This is a genomic window from Rheinheimera sp. (assembly GCF_036568245.1).
In the GTDB taxonomy this organism is placed as follows: Bacteria; Pseudomonadota; Gammaproteobacteria; order Enterobacterales; family Alteromonadaceae; genus Alishewanella.
The window spans coordinates 1-3,739 of the sequence record NZ_DATCSY010000171.1 but is presented as its reverse complement, the minus strand read 5'-3'; the positions used below and the strand labels follow the sequence as shown (position 1 = coordinate 3,739).

Sequence of the window (3,739 nt, the reverse complement as noted above, 5' to 3'; positions counted from 1 at the left end):
CCGATTTACATACATTCAATGCGCTGGATTGTCATGGCTGCAGCGTAATAACCGCCGTGACCGCACAAAATAGTTGTCAGGTGATTGGCTATGAGGCGGTGAGCCCGGCGCTGTTCTGTGCACAGTTAAGCTGTTTGCTGGAAGACATGCCGCCACAGGCGATTAAAATTGGTCTTATACCCGACGCAGCTTTATTGCAGTTGCTGGCGGACTGGTTAAAGCAACACAAAGCACAATATCAGTTTGCTGTGATTGCTGACCCGGTACTGAGTAGCAGCTCCGGATACAATTTTATCAGCCAGTGCTGCTTGAGTATCTGGCGGCTGAAACTGCTGCCACTGCTGGATCTTATTACGCCAAACTTACCCGAACTGGCACTGCTGAGCGCTGTACCTCAGGCTACACAGCGTCAGCAAGCTTCAGTGCTGCTGGCAGCCGGAGCCAAAGCCGTATTGCTCAAAGGCGGCCACAACAGCAAAACCGGGCAATATGTTCATGACATACTGCTGACAGAAAACGAGCCTGAAATTGCGCTCATCCAACCCCGATTGCAGACAGCAAACAACCATGGCACCGGCTGTGTATTGTCAAGTGCTATAGCCGCCGCAGTAGCACACTGTTATACGCTAACCGACGCCGTCATTATTGCCCGGGCTTATTTACAACAGGCTCTCAGCCAGGGTTACACCACGGGTAGCGGTGCGGGCTGTCTGCAGCATGGCAGCTGGCCAGAGCAGTCACAGCATTATCCTCATTTGTCGAGCAGACTGATTGCACAGCGCGAAGGCCAGGCTTTTGCCCCGATGAATTGCCCAATCGGGCTGTACCCGGTTGTTGATAACGTTAGTTGGCTGACATCGTTGCTGCCGTGCCAGCCAGATGTTATTCAGCTGCGGCTAAAGCACGGTGCTGCTGAGGATATTGAGCAACAAATCGTGCAGGCAATTAGCCTGAGCCGGGATTATGGCTTACGGCTATTTATAAATGATTATTGGGAATTGGCCATAAAGCATGGTGCCTATGGCGTGCATCTAGGCCAGGAAGACTTGCAGCAAGCTGATTTAAGCGCTATTGCAACTGCCGGCCTGCGCCTGGGTATATCAACTCACAGTTATAAAGAACTGCTAATCGCGCGGCAGTTAAAGCCTTCTTACATCGCTCTTGGCCATGTCTTTGCAACTCAAACCAAACAGATGCCTTCAAAACCACAGGGCTTGGCCAAGCTAAAACGTTATGCGGCGCTATGTCACGATACCCCAACAGTCGCAATAGGCGGCATCGGCATACAGCAGATAAAAGATGTGGCGGCCTGCGGCGTCGACGGTATTGCGGTGGTCTCTGCAATTACTGCACAGCTTAAACCGCAGCAGGCATATACCGACTTACAGCGACAGTGGAGCAATTATCATGCTTATAACAGTTAATGACTCACCCCTTCAGCTTGAAACCGCCTGCAGTGTGGAGCAGCTTATAACGCAGCTGAAGCTGGATCCAAACGGATTGGCTGTCGCGATCAACAATAATGTATTGCTCAAACGGCTATGGCCAGAGCATCTGTTAAAACCAGCCGATTCAGTACAACTTTTTCAGTTGGTCACAGGAGGCTAGCAATGTTAACTATCGCCGATAAAACCTTCCACAGCCGTCTGCTACTTGGCAGCGGCAAATTTGCCAGCCCGCTATTGATGCAGCAGGCAGTTGTTACCAGCGAAACGCAGCTTATCACTCTGGCATTAAAACGCCTGCAACTTGATAAACCGCAGGACGACCTGCTCGGCCCGCTACGACGGCTGAATGTTCAGCTATTACCCAATACTTCGGGCGCTAAGACAGCAAAAGAAGCGATATTGGCCGCTGAACTGGCCCGTGATGCGCTGGATACAAACTGGCTGAAACTTGAAATTCATCCCGATCCACGCTATCTGATGCCTGACCCGTTAGAAACCTTACTGGCAGCAGAGCAGCTGGTTCGACGTGGCTTTGTTGTGTTGCCATACTGCGGTGCCGACCCGGTATTATGTAAACGCCTGGAGCAAGCAGGTTGTGCCGCTGTTATGCCTCTTGCTGCACCGATTGGTTCGAATCTTGGTCTGCAAACGGAAGCCATGCTGCGCATTATTATCGAACAAGCGACTGTGCCGGTAATTATTGACGCTGGCTTAGGCTCGCCATCGCACGCCGGCGCGGCAATGGAACTTGGCGCTGCGGCAGTGCTTGTCAATACCGCCATAGCAACTAGTGCATCGCCGGTATTAATGGCGAAAGCGTTTAGTCAGGCAGTTCAGGCAGGACGCACGGCCTATGAAGCAGGCTTAGCGCAACAACATACTACCGCTGAAGCTTCCAGCCCATTGACAGAGTTTCTAACGTCGCTATGACATTTTACGATACTTGGCAAACGCTAAGCTGGCATGACACTCAGCTATACAGCCACAGCTATACTGCTCAGCAGATAAAAGCTGCTATTGATAAACCCAAACTGGCGCTCAGTGATCTGCAGGCATTGCTATCGCCGGCTGCAAGCACTTTTTTGCCGCAAATAGCTAGCAAAGCGCGCTCATTAACCAGACAACGTTTTGGTGCCACCGTACAGTTTTTTGCTCCGCTGTATTTATCTAACCTGTGTGCAAATGAGTGCAGCTACTGCGGCTTTTCTATGAGCCAGAAAGTTAAACGAAAAACGCTGACAGCTGAAGAAATTAAGCAAGAATGCTTCGCGCTGAAAGCGCTCGGCATTGACCAGGTTTTGCTGCTAACCGGCGAACATGAACGCAAAGTCGGCATGGACTATTTTCGATCTGTGATCCCGCTTATAAGGCCCTACTTTAGCAGTGTTCAGCTCGAAGTTCAGCCTCTTGCAGCAGAAGAATATACCGAGCTCAGACAACTTGGGATAGACGCCGTTATGCTATATCAGGAAACCTATCAGGCAGCAGCCTATCAGCAACATCACAGTAAAGGCCGTAAAGCGGATATTCAGTGGCGGCTGGAAGGTCCGGATCGAATTGGCCAAGCAGGTATGGATAAAATAGGTCTTGGTATTTTACTTGGCCTGACAGACTGGCGCACCGATGCAGTTATGCTTGCACAACATTTGCAATATCTGCAAAAACGATACTGGCAATGCCGCTTTAGTTTATCTGTTCCCCGGATAAGGCCCTGCAGCGGAGGTGGATTAGCCAGCAATCCTATTACGGATAAAGAACTAATCCAGCTAATATGTGCATTTCGCTTATTCGCACCTGATTTGGAAATTAGCCTGTCGACGCGTGAGTCGGAGCAGTTTCGTCGCGTTGTTACTCCCCTTGCCATTAGCAGTCTCAGTGCAGGCTCAAAAACGCAACCCGGTGGCTACAGTGTAGCACCTGAAAATCTTCAGCAGTTCAATATTGATGATGAACGCCTGCCATATCAGGTAGCAGAAGACATGGTTGAACAGGGTTTACAGCCGGTATGGAAGGACTGGGATGCCAATCTAGGTCGCTAACTTAATGATTTAAGCCCGCTTGCGGGCTTTTTATTTGCTCAGTCTCGGCAATACCGCGGTGTGTTGTGCGATTGTTTTATTCAACGCAATAAAAAACCCCGCTCGATGAGCGGGGTTAGTATTGGGCGCCTGGCGGTGAACTACTCTCGCATAGCGAATGCTACACTACCATCGTCGCAGCTGCGTTTCACTTCTGAGTTCGGAATGGAGTCAGGTGGTTCCACAGCGCTATTGCCACCAGGCAAAAACGGT

The 3,739-nt window shown here is 50.5% G+C and carries 4 protein-coding genes and 1 rRNA gene; 4 read left to right on the top strand and 1 reads right to left on the bottom strand.

The window, feature by feature from the left end; genetic code table 11:
• The 4 genes from thiE to thiH form a co-directional block, all read left to right on the top strand.
• Positions 1-1,424: thiamine phosphate synthase (gene thiE / locus VIN66_RS07490; protein WP_331923400.1), on the top strand; the 1,424-nt coding region annotated here is incomplete at its 5' end.
• Entirely contained in the window at positions 1,408-1,608 is a 201-nt protein-coding gene (gene thiS / locus VIN66_RS18840; RefSeq protein ID WP_414709875.1) for a sulfur carrier protein ThiS, read from the top strand. The genes thiE and thiS, both read left to right, overlap by 17 nt.
• 2 nt (positions 1,609-1,610) lie before the next feature.
• The gene (locus VIN66_RS07485; RefSeq protein WP_331923399.1) at positions 1,611-2,378 is read left to right on the top strand and encodes a thiazole synthase; all 768 of its coding nucleotides are present in this window, start codon (positions 1,611-1,613) and stop codon (positions 2,376-2,378) included.
• Positions 2,375-3,487 (top strand): 2-iminoacetate synthase ThiH, encoded by a 1,113-nt coding sequence (gene thiH, locus VIN66_RS07480; protein WP_331923398.1) that lies wholly within the window; start codon positions 2,375-2,377, stop codon positions 3,485-3,487. The genes VIN66_RS07485 and thiH overlap by 4 nt, the downstream gene beginning before the upstream one ends.
• 127 nt (positions 3,488-3,614) lie before the next feature.
• On the opposite strand, the gene rrf is transcribed toward thiH, so the two are convergent.
• A 5S ribosomal RNA gene (rrf, locus tag VIN66_RS07475) occupies positions 3,615-3,729 on the bottom strand.
• Positions 3,730-3,739: the final 10 nt, after the last annotated feature.